We start from the raw sequence: 13458 nt of genomic DNA, 5'->3' as shown, positions 1-13458 counted from the left end.
TTATGTCCAGTGTATCTCAGCGCCGCCGGACAATACCGCCCTTGCCTGGGCGGGAAGATCATAGGCGAGTGAATTGGCGTCACAAAACGCCATGACCCACGAATCGTCAAGCACCAGAAAATCAAGAACCGACGCCAGAAACTCGGTATCGCTTGCCCGATCGCGCACATCCTCGATCGATGCGCCCGTAGAGCCCAGAAAAACAGGCAAAAGCTCGTCATTGCTGACCAGCCAGGCCAGGGCCGTCAGCGCAAGAGTTTCGGCGGATTCAGAGGATATCGGCATAAACTTGGGTCAGATCCGGTCTTGGAAAGGGTTTGTTAACCAGAGTCATAAACACTTTGTTCACGCATGCAATCAACGGTGAACAACTATGTCTGTGCAGGGAACCATCCTTGTCCTCGACGGGGTATCGACCAATCGCATCATGCTGAAGGTACAGCTGACGGCGGCCTGGTATCACGTGGTGCAGGGCGAAAAGCTTGAAGGGTTGCCCGCACTCGTGCGGCGTACGCAACCGGATCTGGTCCTGACGGCTCAGACGTTGCCGGACGGAACCGCTGCGGATGTGAAGAAGGCGATCGTGAAGGAACCCGGCCTTGACGACGTTCCGGTCGTGGCGATTGCCGCGCAAAATGACCGGGACGCTCGGCTGCGGGCGTTGAAGGACGGGCTGGATGATGTGTTGACGCACCCGTTCAAAGACACTTTGTTGTTGGCGCGCATTCGCAGCCTTTTGCGTGCCCGTGCGGTCACTCAGGATTTGCAGGTCAGCAACGGATCGCAACCGATTGGCTTCGCAGAGCCGGCCCAACCGATAATCAGACCGTCCAAAGCGGCGCGGGTTGATATCCTGACCCACACGGCCCGAAACGGCACGCTTTGGCAAAAGGCTCTGGAAGATCAACGTCAATTTGATTTGAACTGGCATCTTCAGTCAAACCTGCGGGGTGTTTTGTCCGGCTCTGTTCCTGATGCGATCGTGGTTGAACTGGGCTCGAACCCGGCCGGCCTGAATATCCTTGCCGACCTCAGATCACGCGGCGTGACCCGGCACACGGTTTTGATCGGGGTGCTGAAGGATGAAGACGCCGGACAGGCTTCGGAAGCTCTGGACCGAGGGGCCGATGCTGTCTGTCTGGGCGGGTTCTGCGCGCAGGAGATCCTGCTGCGGCTTGAAAACCAGATTGCCCGCAAAGCGCGACTGGATCAGATGCGGGTCTCTCTCAAAAGAGGCATCGCGGAATCCTGGATCGACCCGTTGACCGGGCTGCACAATCGCCGCTACGCCATGCGCGCGCTGGATCAGATCGCGCGCCAATCCGCCAGAACGGGGCGCAGTTTTGCGATAATGCTGGCCGATCTGGATCACTTCAAGGCAATCAATGATGGCCATGGCCATGCAAGCGGCGATTACGTTTTGACGCAAGCGGCGGAACGTATGCAAAATGCCTTGGGATCTCGTGGCTTTGTCGCCCGCATCGGAGGGGAAGAGTTCATGATCGGCGTGCCCGATGTATCGCCGAAACAGGCGTTGAACCTGGCCGAAACCGTTTGTGACAGCATCTGCCAGTCCCCGTTCCTGTTACCGGACCATGGGGCACAAGTTGATGTGACGGTCAGTATCGGGTTGAAGTTGTCTCAGGTCGGTTTCGCCCGGCAAGACTGTGCGGCTGAAAGCGTGGAAAACCTGATCAAATCCGCGGATAAAGCGCTGTATGCAGCGAAGAAGGCAGGGCGCAATCAGGTGAGTATCAGGCAAAGTGCCGCCTGATCTGTTCAGTCTCTTTTCTTGTGCCCATGCGGCCCGCGATTGACGACCTCCTGCAATCGGTCTGCATAGGCCTGCCGCTCATCATCGCTCATGGCGGTCACACGTGCCAGCCATTGCGTTTGCAAGGCCTGCTGCAAATCGGCGGTGGCCTGTGCTTGTTGTTGCAACAGAACCTGAACCGCGACCGGGTCAAAGGGCGTTGCGCGCAACGCCTGACTGAGCGCTTCAAAATCCTGAGCACGACCCTTGGACCCCTTTTTGTGCAGGCCCGTCAGCTCGCCTCGCATCGCCTTTCGATCATCCTTGGGCAGGGCCCGGTACAACGCGGGGCCGAAGCCGGGCGGTGATTTGGCATGATCCCCACCTTTGAGGCGCAATACGGTGCCCACAGCGACACCGACAACCAGAAGGTTCAGCGCCAGTGACAGGGCCAGGACGACAGGCACCCACTTGCGTTTGGGCTTGGGATCAGCGTTCATTCCGTGCTCTCCAGAAAACTCGAGTCAAATCCAAGGTCGGCCACGAGGAAAGGTGTCTCCTCTGACGTCAACAGGCTGGCCGGGTCCGGCAGAAAGGCCGGTGCGGAAAAGCCGATCCAGACCCCGGCAACGCTTGCGGCGACAAGCCCGCCAAGGCCCTGCCATCCTCCTACATTACTTATCAACCTGTTCCATATCGAAGGCATCGGCTGCGGTGCAGGCGCAAGGCGACCGAGGCGAACAGTTTCAGCATCCGTCTGGATGCGAACAGCAAGATCGTCCGGCAGTGCTGGTCGCTGCCGCTGTGCTTGTGCAAACAAGTGATCCAGTTCCAGGTCTTCATCCGCCATTGTCATACCCCAGTTCCTCGCGTCGTCCGGCCAAGATCGCGGTCAGGCTGCGCTTGCCTCTTGCGGTCAGGCTTTCAACTGCTTCTACCGAAATGCCCATTATCCCGGCAATCTCGGGGTTGGGCAGCTCTTCAATATGGCGCAGCACGACCGCTTGTCGCTGCCGCTCGGGCAGCTCAGCCAAAGCCGACTGCAAGGCATCCTTGCGCGCCTCGTCCTGCATGCGGTCAACAACGCTGGCCTTGCCATCTTCGGGTTCGGGAACGTCCGACAACCTGTCGGGTGTCTTCTTGCGCCTGATGTCCACGCACAGGTTCAGCGTCACCCGATACAACCAGGTCGATACCTTGGCCTGACCCGACACCCAATTCGGAGCCATCTGCCACAACCGCATCATCGCATCCTGCGTCACGTCTTCCGCCTCGGCCCGATTGCCCAACATGCGCAAAGCAACCGAGTAACAGCGAGGCCCCAAACGATCGGTCAGGATCCGTGCCGCCCCCGCCTCGCCGTCGGCGAATTGCCTCAGCAACGCATCGTCGCTGAGTGTGTTCGCGGCGCAATCCGCACCGCGAACATCTTGTGGGTGGGAGGTCAGATCCTCCATCCTGCATCAGTTATCGCTTGCATTCGATTTTTGATGCTTTTTCTTATGGTGCCGTCCCATCCGATCTTTGGCATCGGCAAATTCCTGTTCCGAGATTCCGCCACTGTTGTCCGCATCCATCCGATCAAACATCTTGTCAGCCCGGCGCGGTTTCGGCAACTCATCCTGGCTGAGGAAGCCATCTTTGTTCGCGTCGTTGTTTTCGAACATCCTGGCAACCCGATCGCTGGCTTTCTTCTGGGCTGCTGCCTGCATTTCTTCCTGGCTCAGCTTTCCATCCCCATTGGTGTCCGCCTCGGTGAAACGAGCGGTGCGATGCGCCTCCATCTCTTGTTGCGTCACCTGACCATCGCCATCGGCGTCCAGTTCCTGAAAGGACACCGGCTCGCGGCCACCCGGGCCAGCGGCCAGAACAGAAGTACCGGTAATCGCAACCGCCGACATAACAATGGCCGAGATGAATGTAACGTTTTTCATTTCCGTTTCCTTTTGTTGACGCGGCCCGAGTGCCGCCGCTCATACCCATTCAAACGGGCCGCGCCAGGAATTCCGTCGCTGAAATCGATATTATTTTTTGAAAGGTTCGGGACCGGCCCAAGCCGAGGTGCCGGGCAGACGTTGCAAAGCGACGCACCCCCCTTTTATATTTTCACGATCAGGCCCATTATCCGCAAAAGATTACTGCGCGAGTTACATTATGACAGATCAGACGATCGAGACGACCTCTGAAGATGAGCGTGAGACATGGCCCGCCCTGGTCAAGGGGTTTCGCTGCAAATGCCCCAACTGCGGGGAAGGCAAGCTGTTGCACAGCTATCTCAAGGTCAATGACTCCTGCTCGAACTGCGGGCAGGAATTGTTTCACCATCGCGCAGATGATGGGCCCGCCTACCTGACAATCCTGCTGGTCGGCCATCTGCTGGCGCCTGCTCTGCACGTGTCCTATGTGCATTGGCGGCCCGATCCGTGGACCATGGCCATCGGCTTTTCCGTCGCCTGCGTCGCCCTGTCCCTGTACCTGTTGCCACGCCTGAAAGGTGCGGTGGTGGCATATCAGTGGGCACGCCGCATGCATGGCTTTGGAAAAACCGCGTGACCCGACCCAGTTGACCAGTTTGGACATGACACTCGACAAAACAGCCATCCGGGACGCAGCGACGGTTATCGTGCTGCGGGACAGATGGACAAACCCCTCGATCCTTATGGGGCAGCGCGGGTCCAAAGCGGCCTTCATGCCGAACAAGTTCGTCTTTCCCGGTGGCGCGGTTGATCCGGCTGACGCGGATGTTCCATTGGCAACGGATTTGCCGGATCTGTGCTTTGAACGTTTGGGCGAACAGGCCGAGCCGGGGATTCAACACGCCCTCGCCGCGGCCGCCATACGCGAGCTTTGGGAAGAAACCGGTCTTGTTCTTGGCCAGCCGGGCACATGGCCCGGTCATGTATCTGACGATTGGCAGAGCTTTGCCGCGTTGGGTTACCTGCCAACCGCGGCTGCGCTTCAGTTCGTCTTTCGCGCGGTAACTCCGCCTGGCCGGCCCCGCCGGTTTGATGCGCGGTTCTTTCTGGTCGACGCCGACGCTCTGCAAGGTGATGTGGATGATTTCAGCCACGCCTCGGATGAGCTGTCGCACCTGCAATGGGTGCCACTGGATCGGGCACGGGATCTGGATCTGCCGTTTATCACCGAGGTCGTTCTGGCGGAAATAGCGGCCCGGGTTACGTCCCCCGAGCCGCCATCGTCGGTTCCATTCTACAAAAACAACGAAGAAGCCAACCTGTTCCTGCGTCTCAGGGGCTATCCGATGCCAACCCACGACTGACGGATCGGTTTCACCGCATCCGGCTGACCACCACCGTCACTTCGGGCTTTTTGCCAATTTCGGCTTTGGCTGTCTGCCGCACGATGCGGCGCATTTCTTCTTCCAGCTTGTCGTCATCGCGCAGGGTCTTGGCGGCGGCCCGCATCAGGAACTGGTTCAGATCCTCTTCCAGCACTTCGACCAACGCGGCACGGGACGTGCCGGTTTCGGGCAGCCCCATGGTGTCGCACCACGGCTCACCCAGCGGTTCGTCTTCTTCGTCCAGAACCACCGTCACCGTAACATGGCCGTTCAAAGCCATGCGGATACGATCCCGCACCACGCCGTCAAGGGCGCCGATCTTCACGGTACCGTCCAGATATGTGCGGCCGGTTTCAACATAATCGACGACCACAGGCGCATTGCCGCTGAGATCCAGCATGGTGCCGTTCACTGCCAGCACTCCGGTTCTGCCGCCCTGCTCTGCCAGTTTGACATGCTCGCGCAGGTGCCGGTGTTCGCCATGCATCGGGATCACGAATTGCGGATCGGTCAGTGCGTGCACTTTCTCGAGCTCCGGCCGGTTCGCATGGCCCGAGACATGATAAAGGCCCGAACTGTCATCGACGACATCCACGCCCTTTTCGCTGAGCTGGTTCATGATAAAGATCACGCCCCGCTCGTTCCCGGGAATGGTTTTCGAGGAAAACAGGAACAGATCGCCCTCGGCCAGCTCCAGACCACGGTACTTGCCACGGGCCAGTTGGGCGCTTGCGGCCCGTCGTTCCCCCTGGCTGCCGGTCACGATCAGCATCAGGTTCTGGCGCGGAAGGTCCAGAGCCTCTTCGGCGCTGATCACCTTGGGAAAATCCGCAAGAATACCGGTTTCGGTCGCGGCTTCGATCATCCGACGCATCGCGCGCCCAAGCAGGACGACGGAACGCCCGGCCCGCGCACCCGCCTCGGCCAGTGTTTTGACCCGCGCGACGTTTGACGCAAAAGTGGTCGCCACGACCATACCTTCCGCGCCTTCGACCAGCTTGACAATCTCGGGGCCAACTTCGGATTCCGAACGCCCCGGATGGGTCGAAAACACATTCGTACTGTCACAGACCAGCGCCTTGATGCCGGGCTTGGCGACCTCGGCCCACAGGTCAGGGTCAAAAGCCTCTCCAACGACCGGAGCAGCATCCAGCTTGAAGTCGCCCGAATGCACGACACGCCCTGCGGGGGTGTCGATGACCAATGCGGCACTTTCGGGAATCGAGTGCGAAACCGGAAGGAAACCAACCGTGAACGGCCCGACGGACACCTGTTCAGGCCAGGCGGAAACGGTCGTGACCGCCTCGGTCGGGTGTGCGTGTTCTTCCATCTTGCGGCGCGCGATATTGGCCGTGAAGGCACGCGCATAGACCGGCGCACCCAAGGCTTCATAACAATGGGCCACGGCGCCGACATGGTCTTCATGGGCGTGCGTGATGAAAACACCATCCAGCCGGTCGGCACGCTCTTTCAGCCAAGAGATATCGGCATAGATGAGGTCAACGCCCGGCGTTGTGTCCATATCGGGAAAAGTGACGCCCAGATCCACAAGGATCAGGCGTTCCTTTCCCGGTTCACCGTAGCCGTACACATAGGCGTTCATGCCAATTTCGCCCGCGCCACCCAGCGGCAGGTAGATCAATCTTTCACTGCTCATACGGAGCCATTATCCTTGTTGTAGCGATGGATCACGGTCAGGCCGTGCATCGTCAGATCATCTTCGATTGCGTCGAACCCCACGTCGGCCTGATCAAACAAGGGGGCCAGCCCGCCGGTTCCAACGACTTTCATCGGCATTCCATATTCAGCCTTGATCCGGGCGATCAGCCCCTCGATCAAACCGGAATATCCCCAATACACGCCCGATTGAATACAACCAACCGTATTCGTACCGATCACCTTGTCAGGTCGGGAAACATCGATATGCGGCAGCGCCGCGGCGCCCTGATGCAGGGCCTCAAGGCTCAGGTTCACACCGGGGGCGATAATGCCCCCCACATATGCGCCGTCGGCGGCGACAACGTCGAAATTCGTTGCGGTTCCAAAATCCACGACAACCACATTGCCACCATGGCGGTCAAAAGCGCCCACGGCATTGGCCAGTCGATCCGGGCCAGGCACCGTGCCTTCATCCACACGCGGCGGGACAGGCAACAGGCAATCGGGCTTGCCCACAACCAATGGTCTGCAACCAAAAAAACGATCGGCGAAGATACGCAGGTTGAACACGACGCGCGGAACGGTCGAGGCGATGATCACATCGGTGATGTCCGCCTCGATCCCGTAATGCTTCACCAGCGTCGAATACCAGGTGAAATAAGCGTCTGCCGTGCGCGCATGGTGGGTCGAGGTGCGCAGGGTACACAAAAACTCCTCACCGTCCCAGATCGAAAAGACGGTATTGGTATTGCCGCAATCGATGGCCAGAAGCATCCGCGCCCCTCTCAGAAATAGACATCCGCCGCAGGAATGCTCACGCGGCCTTTGGCGGTGTTTAAGACAAGGTTACCGCTTGCGTCCACCGTTTCGAAGGTTCCAACCGTTTCCGACGTACCGGTCCGCGCGGTGATGACCTCGCCCAATCGGGCCGCGCGGGACAGCCAGGCGGTGCGGATCGGTTCGAACCCATAGGTGACGAACTGGGTTTCATACGCGGCGTAGGCCGCGGCCAGTTCGGTAAGAAAATCCTCGGGCGAGACATGCGCCCCGGTTTCCGAAAGAAGTGACACGGGACGAACCGCGCCGGGCTCTACCGCGTCCGCATCCGGGGCATTGGCCAGGTTCACTCCGATGCCGATGGACAGATGCGCCACGCCATGCCCCTGCCCCGTGCTTTCCAGCAGGATACCGGCAAGCTTGCCGCCGTTCAGCAGCACGTCATTGGGCCATTTCAGCGACAGTCCGGCAGCCCGCCCGGTAACGGCGACACACGCGTCAAAAAGGGCCAGCGCCGCCACGAAACTGCGCAAAGCCGCCTGTTCCGGCGCGCCCTGAGGACGCATCAGCAAGGTCGCCGCCAGGTTGCCCATCGGGTTGGCCCAGCTTCGTCCGCGCCGCCCGCGCGCCGCCGTCTGGTGATGCGCCATGATCCAGACGGGACCACGCGCATTCGGAGCAATCCGCGCCGCTTCATTCAGCGTGCTGTCGACTTCTTGCACCTCGTGCAGGCCATAGCCTTGGGGCCATTTTGTCATATCAAAAAGGCCCGGTCGCGCGACCGAGCCCCTCTTTCCGGTTGTGTAAAACGATCAGTTGACAAGCGTGGCCGCCGCGGCTGCCGCCGCGCCCTCGACGCCGAACTGATAGAAGATACCGACCAGCATCAGGGCCGCAGACCCCATCAATGCCACCCACAGAACGGGGGTCGACCGGGTTTCGATCGGCTCTTCGTTCTCGGCCCCGAAATACATGTAGAACACGATCCGCAGGTAATAGAAGGCACCGATGACCGAAGCGATGGCCGAGACCACGACCAGACCGGTCAGATCCGCACTGACGCCCGCCTGCCAGACGCCGAATTTCGCAAAGAAACCAAGCATCGGAGGCACGCCCGCAAGGCTGAACATCAGGATCAGCACCGCCAGCGCCTTGCCCGGATCACGCTTGGAGTATTGCCGCAGAGCGTCAATGTCGGTGATGGGTTTTCCGTCACGCTCCATCATCAGAATGAAGGCGAAGGTGCCGATATTCATGGTCACGTAGATGGCCAGATACATCAGCATCGCCTTGATACCCAGCTCGGTACCGGCGGCCAGACCAATCAGCGCATAGCCCATATGGGCAATCGACGAAAACGCCATCAGACGCTTGATGTCGCGCTGCCCGATTGCGGCCACGGCCCCCAGCAACATCGACAATACGGACAGCAGGACAATCACTTGCTGCCAGTCTTCGACAACACCGCCGAACGCGTCATGCAACAGGCGCGCGAACAACGCCATCGCCGCAACCTTCGGCGCCGTGGCAAAGAAGGCCGTAATCGGCGTGGGAGACCCCTCGTAAACGTCCGGCGTCCACATATGGAACGGAACGGCCGAGACCTTGAAGGCCAGACCCGAGATCAGGAAGATCAGGCCAAACAGCAGCCCCAACGAAACATCACCATGGTGAACTGTCTGGATGATGCCCGAGAACAACGTGGTGCCGGTGAAGCCATAGACCAGCGACGCGCCATAAAGCAGCAGACCCGAGCTCAGCGCACCCAGCACGAAATACTTAAGGCCTGCCTCGGTCGATTTCGCGCTGTCACGGCGCAGAGCAGCCACGACATATAGCGACAGCGATTGCAGCTCGAGCCCCATGTAAAGCGACATCAGATCGCCTGCGCTGACCATCATCATCATCCCCACGGCGGCCAGTGCCACCAGCAACGGGTATTCAAATCGCAGCAGATCACGGCGCGCCATGTATTCCTGGCTCATGACCAGTACAGCACCCGCCGACAGCAGGATGGCAACCTTGGCAAAGCGGGCAAAGCCGTCATCGACGAACATGCCGTTGAAGGCCACGTTTGTACCCCCGCCCTGAGTTGCAATCCAGATTGCCAGAAGGGCCATAAGACCTGCCGTGGTCCAGACCAGCAGAGGCGCCAGCCCGTCCTTTGTCGTGTAGACAGCCCCCAGCAGCGCCGCCATCGCATAAAGCGCCAGAACGATTTCCGGCAGGATGATTGTCAGATCAGCCTGGATCATGTCCCCAAAGCTCCCTTAATGCGAAGCGGCTGTCTGGGTCGCAGCCTCAGCCGCGGCCAGAGCCGTGTCATAGTTCGAAATCAGAGCCGCTGTGGATTGCCCGATCACATCGGTTACCAGCGACGGGTAGACACCCAGCAGGATGGTCATCACGATCAGAGGGGCGAAGATCAACCGCTCGCGCGAGCTCATGTCGGTCATCGCCTTGAGGCTTTCCTTGATCAGATCGCCAAACACGACCCGACGGTAGAGCCACAGCGCATAAGCCGCCGAGAAGATCACACCGGTCGCAGCCACCGCCGTTACCCAGGTGTTGACTTGGAACGCGCCCATCAGGGTCAGGAATTCGCCGATGAAGCCCGATGTGCCCGGCAGGCCGACATTGGCCATGGTAAACAGCATGAAGACCAGCGCGTATGCGGGCATCCGGATCACCAGACCGCCATAGGCCTCGATATCGCGGGTGTGCATCCGGTCATAGATCACGCCGACACAGAGGAAGAGCGCCGCCGAGATGAACCCGTGGCTGAGCATCTGGAAGATCGCGCCATCGATGCCCTGCTGGTTTGCCGCGAAAATACCCATGGTCACAAAGCCCATATGCGCGACCGAGGAATAGGCGATTAGCTTCTTCATATCCTCCTGCACCAGCGCCACCAGCGAGGTATAGACAACCGCGATGGCAGACATCCACAGCACCAGATCGGTCATCACGGCCGACCCCACCGGGAACATCGGCAGGCTGAACCGCAGGAATCCATAGCCGCCCATCTTCAGCAGGATCGCCGCCAGTACGACCGATCCCGCCGTGGGCGCCTGAACGTGGGCGTCCGGCAACCAGGTATGCACCGGCCACATCGGCATTTTCACCGCGAACGAGGCAAAGAAGGCCAAGAACATCAGGGTCTGCATGCCACCGACAACATAGATGCCCAGCACGCTGAAGCCCTCGGACGAGAACTGGTGCGTCATCAGCGCGGCAATATCCGTGGTGCCCGCATCCGCATACATCGCAACCATGGCGACCAGCATCAAGACCGAGCCGAGGAAGGTGTAGAGGAAGAACTTGAAGCTGGCGTAGATCCGATCCTTGCCGCCCCATATCCCGATGATCAGGAACATCGGAATAAGACCTGCCTCGAAGAACAGGTAGAACAGCACCAGATCAAGCGCCATGAAGACGCCCAGCATCAGTGTTTCCAGCAGCAGGAAGGCGACCATGTATTCCTTGACGCGGTCCGTGACATTCCAGCTGGCCAGAATGGTCAGCGGCATGATGAAGGTCGTCAGCAGAACGAACAGGACACTGATGCCATCAACACCCATCTTGTATTTTAGGCCCATCAGCCACTCACCCTCTTCCACCATCTGGAAGCCGGGGTTCGACGGGTCAAAGCCTGTATAGATGCCGATGGAAACCAGGAAGGTCACAGTGGTGGCCAGCAGAGCAATCCACTTGGCGTTCCGCTGTGCCGCCGCATCGTCACCCTGCAGGAACAACGCCAGAATGCCTGCGGCGATGGCGGGGATAAACGTGACGATCGAAAGGATATAGTCCATTACTGGGCCCCTCCGCCGATCGACATCCAGGTCACAAGGGCCGCGATGCCCAGCACCATCCAGAAGGCATAGGTAAAGATGTACCCGGTCTGCGCCTTGCCGGCGAGGCGGGTGAAGAAGGGAACAACGCCCATTGCTACTCCGTTCAGGAAGCCATCGATTGTATTGCCGTCACCGCGTTTCCACAGTAAGCGGCCAAGCGCCACGGTGGGTTTTACGAAGGCCGCATCGTAGATTTCGTCGAAATACCACTTGTTCAGAAGGAACAGGTACAGCGGACGCTGATTTGCAGCCAGACGTGCCGGCAGCGACGTGTTCACGATGTAGAACCAGTAGGCCACGACAAAGCCCAGCAACATGGCGACGAAGGGTGAAACCTTGACCCATTTCGGAGCCGCATGCGCATCGTCCAGAACATGGTTGTCCGGTGCCATGTAAAGCGCGCCCTCGCCGGGCTGGCCCGCAAAGACATAGTGATGATCGCCACCCTTGGCATCCTTCTCACCATGACCTTCATCGGCATGGCCGTCAGCTGCGTGGCTTTCATCCGCGTGGCTGTCTTCACCGTGCGAAGCATCCGCCGCCGCATGATCACCGGCCTCGGCATGTTCTGACGCTTCGGCGACCGGAATACCGTAGAACTTGCCGACCTTGTCCGTATGGCCAAAGAAATTGCCATACCAGATCATCCCGGCAAACACCGCACCCAGCGACAGAACGCCCAGCGGCACCAGCATGGTCATCGGGCTTTCATGTGCATGGTCATGCGTATGCTTGTCGCCACGCGGTTTGCCATAGAAGGTCAGGAAAATCAGACGCCAGCTATAGAACGAGGTGAACATCGCCGCAATCACCAGCATCCAGAAGGCGTAGCCGGTTCCGCCCGCATAGGCGCTTTCGATGATTGCGTCTTTAGACAGGAACCCGGCAAAACCTATTGTGGTAAGCGGAATGCCGACACCTGTGATGGCCAGCGTTCCGATCATCATTGCCCAGAAGGTGTAAGGGATCTTTTTGCGCAGACCACCGTATTCCGTCATCTCCTGCTCGTGATGCATGGCGTGGATCACAGATCCCGCACCGAGGAACAACAGCGCCTTGAAGAAAGCGTGCGTCAGCAAGTGGAACATGGCCGCCGAGTACATGCCGACGCCCGCGGCCACGAACATGTATCCCAGCTGGGAACAGGTCGAATACGCAATGACGCGCTTGATGTCGGTCTGTACCAGACCCACGGTCGCCGCGAAGAACGCTGTCGAGGCCCCAAGGAAGGTGATGAACCCGGTCGCGCCCGGCGCGAACTCCATCAGCGGCGACATGCGGCAAACCAGGAACACGCCCGCTGTCACCATGGTGGCCGCGTGGATCAGGGCCGACACAGGCGTCGGGCCTTCCATCGCGTCCGGCAACCAGGTGTGCAGGATCAGCTGCGCGGATTTACCCATCGCACCGATGAACAGCAGAACACAGATCACCTCGACCGCGGTCCATTCGCCCCACAGGAAATGCAGCTTTTCTTCTGCAAGCGCGGGTGCCGATGCGAAAATGTCCGAAAAGTTGATGCTGTCGGTCAGGAAGAACAGCGCAAAGATGCCCAGAGCAAAGCCGAAATCGCCCACACGGTTGACGATGAACGCTTTCATCGCCGCCGCATTGGCCGAAGGCTTGCGATAGTAGAAACCGATCAGCAGATACGAGGCAACACCCACGCCTTCCCAGCCAAAGAACATCTGCACAAGGTTGTCCGCCGTCACCAGCATCAGCATGGCGAAGGTAAAGAAGGACAGATAGGCGAAGAAGCGCGGCTTATAGCTTTCGCCTTCGCGCCATTGCGGGTCGTGATCCATGTAGCCAAAGCTGTAGAGATGCACGAGCGCCGAAACCGTGGTGACCACGATCAGCATGATGGCGGTCAGCCGATCCAGACGAATGGCCCACGAGGTCGAGAGCGACCCGCTTTCGATCCAGCGCATGATCTCGATCTGTTGTGTGTGCCCATCGAACGAGAAGAACACGAGCCATGACAGCAGACAGGCCAGAAACAGAAGGCCCGTGGCCGTCCACATGGCCGCTTTCTCGCCTATGAACTTCCAGCCAAAGCCGCAGATCAGCGCGCCCACCAGCGGGGCAAAGAGGATTGTGGTTTCCATGAT

At 59.3% G+C, this 13458-nt stretch carries 14 protein-coding genes; 3 read left to right on the top strand and 11 right to left on the bottom strand.

Features of this window, described 5'->3' with window-relative positions; all coding sequences use genetic code 11:
- Positions 1 to 285: a DUF3572 domain-containing protein gene (locus tag GOW60_RS01390; RefSeq protein WP_171227967.1), complete on the bottom strand. Its 285-nt coding sequence runs from the start codon at positions 283 to 285 to the stop codon at positions 1 to 3.
- A gap of 88 nt (positions 286 to 373) precedes the next feature.
- Here GOW60_RS01390 and GOW60_RS01385 point away from each other — a divergent pair, with 88 nt between their 5' ends.
- Positions 374 to 1774: a diguanylate cyclase gene (locus GOW60_RS01385; protein WP_171227966.1), complete on the top strand. Its 1401-nt coding sequence runs from the start codon at positions 374 to 376 to the stop codon at positions 1772 to 1774.
- Between the two features lie 5 nt (positions 1775 to 1779).
- Here GOW60_RS01385 and GOW60_RS01380 read toward each other — a convergent pair whose 3' ends face one another.
- Genes GOW60_RS01380 through GOW60_RS01365 form a run of 4 tightly spaced genes read right to left on the bottom strand, consistent with a single transcriptional unit; the run spans position 1780 to position 3687 of the window.
- Positions 1780 to 2253: a periplasmic heavy metal sensor gene (locus tag GOW60_RS01380; RefSeq protein WP_171227965.1), complete on the bottom strand. Its 474-nt coding sequence runs from the start codon at positions 2251 to 2253 to the stop codon at positions 1780 to 1782.
- Positions 2250 to 2603, bottom strand: coding sequence for a hypothetical protein (locus GOW60_RS01375; RefSeq protein WP_171227964.1), 354 nt, complete (start codon positions 2601 to 2603; stop codon positions 2250 to 2252). Before GOW60_RS01375 ends, GOW60_RS01380 begins: the two co-directional genes overlap by 4 nt.
- A complete protein-coding gene (locus GOW60_RS01370) occupies positions 2593 to 3210 on the bottom strand; it encodes an RNA polymerase sigma factor (protein ID WP_152458569.1) in 618 nt (205 codons plus the stop codon). The genes GOW60_RS01375 and GOW60_RS01370 overlap by 11 nt, the downstream gene beginning before the upstream one ends.
- 6 nt (positions 3211 to 3216) lie before the next feature.
- Positions 3217 to 3687: an EF-hand domain-containing protein gene (locus GOW60_RS01365; RefSeq protein ID WP_171205470.1), complete on the bottom strand. Its 471-nt coding sequence runs from the start codon at positions 3685 to 3687 to the stop codon at positions 3217 to 3219.
- 220 nt (positions 3688 to 3907) lie between these two features.
- Between GOW60_RS01365 and GOW60_RS01360 the strand changes: the two genes are divergently transcribed.
- Together GOW60_RS01360 and GOW60_RS01355 are read left to right on the top strand one after the other, a co-directional pair.
- Complete coding sequence (locus GOW60_RS01360) at positions 3908 to 4306, top strand: DUF983 domain-containing protein (protein WP_171115058.1); 399 nt, start codon at positions 3908 to 3910, stop codon at positions 4304 to 4306.
- A gap of 25 nt (positions 4307 to 4331) precedes the next feature.
- Positions 4332 to 5033, top strand: a complete 702-nt coding sequence (locus tag GOW60_RS01355; RefSeq protein ID WP_171228341.1) for an NUDIX hydrolase — start codon at positions 4332 to 4334, stop codon at positions 5031 to 5033.
- Between the two features lie 10 nt (positions 5034 to 5043).
- Here GOW60_RS01355 and GOW60_RS01350 read toward each other — a convergent pair whose 3' ends face one another.
- The 6 genes from GOW60_RS01350 to nuoL are packed head-to-tail and all read right to left on the bottom strand — an operon-like array spanning position 5044 to position 13455.
- A complete protein-coding gene (locus GOW60_RS01350; RefSeq protein ID WP_171227963.1) occupies positions 5044 to 6711 on the bottom strand; it encodes a ribonuclease J in 1668 nt (555 codons plus the stop codon).
- Positions 6708 to 7487 carry a type III pantothenate kinase gene (locus GOW60_RS01345; RefSeq protein WP_152458573.1) on the bottom strand — a complete coding sequence of 260 codons (780 nt, stop codon included), beginning with the start codon at positions 7485 to 7487 and terminating at the stop codon, positions 6708 to 6710. Before GOW60_RS01345 ends, GOW60_RS01350 begins: the two co-directional genes overlap by 4 nt.
- An 11-nt stretch (positions 7488 to 7498) precedes the next feature.
- On the bottom strand, positions 7499 to 8248 hold the full coding sequence (locus GOW60_RS01340) for a biotin--[acetyl-CoA-carboxylase] ligase (RefSeq protein WP_171227962.1): 750 nt from the start codon (positions 8246 to 8248) through the stop codon (positions 7499 to 7501).
- Positions 8249 to 8302: 54 nt separating this feature from the next.
- Positions 8303 to 9745: an NADH-quinone oxidoreductase subunit NuoN gene (nuoN, locus tag GOW60_RS01335; protein WP_171227961.1), complete on the bottom strand. Its 1443-nt coding sequence runs from the start codon at positions 9743 to 9745 to the stop codon at positions 8303 to 8305.
- A gap of 15 nt (positions 9746 to 9760) precedes the next feature.
- Positions 9761 to 11305, bottom strand: coding sequence for an NADH-quinone oxidoreductase subunit M (locus tag GOW60_RS01330; protein ID WP_171167325.1), 1545 nt, complete (start codon positions 11303 to 11305; stop codon positions 9761 to 9763).
- The gene (gene nuoL / locus GOW60_RS01325) at positions 11305 to 13455 is read right to left on the bottom strand and encodes an NADH-quinone oxidoreductase subunit L (RefSeq protein WP_171227960.1); all 2151 of its coding nucleotides are present in this window, start codon (positions 13453 to 13455) and stop codon (positions 11305 to 11307) included. Before nuoL ends, GOW60_RS01330 begins: the two co-directional genes overlap by 1 nt.
- Positions 13456 to 13458 lie beyond the last annotated feature (3 nt).

It is taken from the genome of Ruegeria sp. HKCCA4008 (assembly GCF_013033125.1).
In the GTDB taxonomy this organism is placed as follows: domain Bacteria; phylum Pseudomonadota; class Alphaproteobacteria; order Rhodobacterales; family Rhodobacteraceae; genus Ruegeria.
Note: the sequence above shows the minus strand (reverse complement) of the source record. Positions and strands in the feature narration are given on the sequence as shown.

Excerpts from the sequence above, each read along its gene's own strand:
- GOW60_RS01355 (WP_171228341.1), top strand. The coding sequence starts at position 4,332 with ATGACACTCGACAAAACAGCCATCCGGGACGCAGCGACGGTTATCGTG.
- GOW60_RS01385 (WP_171227966.1), top strand. The coding sequence starts at position 374 with ATGTCTGTGCAGGGAACCATCCTTGTCCTCGACGGGGTATCGACCAAT.
- GOW60_RS01370 (WP_152458569.1), bottom strand. The coding sequence starts at position 3,210 with ATGGAGGATCTGACCTCCCACCCACAAGATGTTCGCGGTGCGGATTGC.
- GOW60_RS01330 (WP_171167325.1), bottom strand. The coding sequence starts at position 11,305 with ATGGACTATATCCTTTCGATCGTCACGTTTATCCCCGCCATCGCCGCA.
- GOW60_RS01340 (WP_171227962.1), bottom strand. The coding sequence starts at position 8,248 with ATGACAAAATGGCCCCAAGGCTATGGCCTGCACGAGGTGCAAGAAGTC.
- GOW60_RS01345 (WP_152458573.1), bottom strand. The coding sequence starts at position 7,487 with ATGCTTCTGGCCATCGATTGCGGCAATACCAATACCGTCTTTTCGATC.
- GOW60_RS01365 (WP_171205470.1), bottom strand. The coding sequence starts at position 3,687 with ATGAAAAACGTTACATTCATCTCGGCCATTGTTATGTCGGCGGTTGCG.
- GOW60_RS01360 (WP_171115058.1), top strand. The coding sequence starts at position 3,908 with ATGACAGATCAGACGATCGAGACGACCTCTGAAGATGAGCGTGAGACA.
- GOW60_RS01380 (WP_171227965.1), bottom strand. The coding sequence starts at position 2,253 with ATGAACGCTGATCCCAAGCCCAAACGCAAGTGGGTGCCTGTCGTCCTG.
- GOW60_RS01390 (WP_171227967.1), bottom strand. The coding sequence starts at position 285 with ATGCCGATATCCTCTGAATCCGCCGAAACTCTTGCGCTGACGGCCCTG.
- nuoN (WP_171227961.1), bottom strand. The coding sequence starts at position 9,745 with ATGATCCAGGCTGATCTGACAATCATCCTGCCGGAAATCGTTCTGGCG.
- GOW60_RS01375 (WP_171227964.1), bottom strand. The coding sequence starts at position 2,603 with ATGGCGGATGAAGACCTGGAACTGGATCACTTGTTTGCACAAGCACAG.
- GOW60_RS01350 (WP_171227963.1), bottom strand. The coding sequence starts at position 6,711 with ATGAGCAGTGAAAGATTGATCTACCTGCCGCTGGGTGGCGCGGGCGAA.
- nuoL (WP_171227960.1), bottom strand. The coding sequence starts at position 13,455 with ATGGAAACCACAATCCTCTTTGCCCCGCTGGTGGGCGCGCTGATCTGC.